A 1,032-nucleotide genomic window follows, 5' to 3' on the forward strand; every position below is an offset into this window, starting at 1 on the left:
TCAAACCAATCAGATGAGCCAAACTCTCTCTTAGTTTAGACCGCCATTGGCCCCAAAAACCATGACGACGGACACTGTCTGCACCGACAGTGGTCCTCAGCTCCGAAATTCACAAAACGGACTTTCTGGTGACATGCGACATGGAGATCCTGAGTATAGATTACAAAGCCTGCACGCACCTTCTGGCGCGCGACCGTGGGTTCCGCGACCTGTTTTTTGACAGCCTATCGACACGCCTTCGTGCCTTGTCCTTGGCCAGAGCGCATATGTCCACCGCGCAAGAACCGATCCTTCACTGAGTAAAGGGAGAGTACGACATGACCTCTAATTTAGGGCGCGTTGACCGTCTGATCCGTGCGTTGGCCGGGCTGGTGCTTGTGCTGGCACCACTGGGAAATGTACCGCCGATCTGGACCAGCGACACAGCGGTATACATCACGATCGCCGTGGGCTGTATCCTGGTTGCCACAGCGGCTTTCAGTTTCTGCCCGGTCTATCGCATCTTCGGTCTTTCGACCTGCAAGGCTTGATCAGGAGCTCCGCCGGACGCCGGATTTCACCTCGTTCGGGGACTTGATCAACGCCCGTCTATCAGAGTTGACGGCTCGGATGCGTGATATCGAAACCGAGCTCGACCACCCCAAATCCAAGGGTTTGGGTGAACAAGCCATCGATCTCGAAGATGATGAAGCTCTTGAAGGCATTGGTCTTGCCGCCCAAAAGGAAGCGGTGCTTTTGCAAACTGCACTCAGCCGTATAGCGGACGGGACTTATGGTACCTGCCAGAACTGCGGTAAACGGATTTCAGACGCCCGGCTGCGCGCCGTACTCTACACCATGCTGTGCAAGGATTGCGCACGGGCAGCACAATCCGACGCTGCATGATTTTCTAACGCTGAATACTCTCGATGTAAGCCGCCAGTGCAATCAGATCGGAAGGTATGGGTGTCGATACACCGTAAGCGTTGCTTTGACCCCACCTTGATCAATTGGGGCGCTTTCCCTTTGGCTTCCAGCGCTTGGCGAGTTTGA

2 protein-coding genes are annotated in these 1,032 nt (G+C 54.9%); both read left to right on the forward strand.

The genetic code is table 11. The features are described 5' to 3' along the window. The first annotated feature begins 317 nt into the window (after positions 1 to 317). Positions 318 to 530: a DUF2892 domain-containing protein gene (locus Q1A75_RS23925; protein WP_299593580.1), complete on the forward strand. Its 213-nt coding sequence runs from the start codon at positions 318 to 320 to the stop codon at positions 528 to 530. Between the two features lie 43 nt (positions 531 to 573). Next, entirely contained in the window at positions 574 to 885 is a 312-nt protein-coding gene (locus tag Q1A75_RS23930; protein WP_366142239.1) for a TraR/DksA C4-type zinc finger protein, read from the forward strand. Positions 886 to 1,032 lie beyond the last annotated feature (147 nt).

Origin of the sequence: uncultured Tateyamaria sp. (genome assembly GCF_947504105.1) — a bacterium.
Classification (GTDB): Bacteria; Pseudomonadota; Alphaproteobacteria; order Rhodobacterales; family Rhodobacteraceae; genus Tateyamaria.

What these genes read in the sequence shown, in the direction of transcription:
- Q1A75_RS23925 (WP_299593580.1), top strand. Translation starts at nt 318, where the DNA reads ATGACCTCTAATTTAGGGCGCGTTGACCGTCTGATCCGTGCGTTGGCC.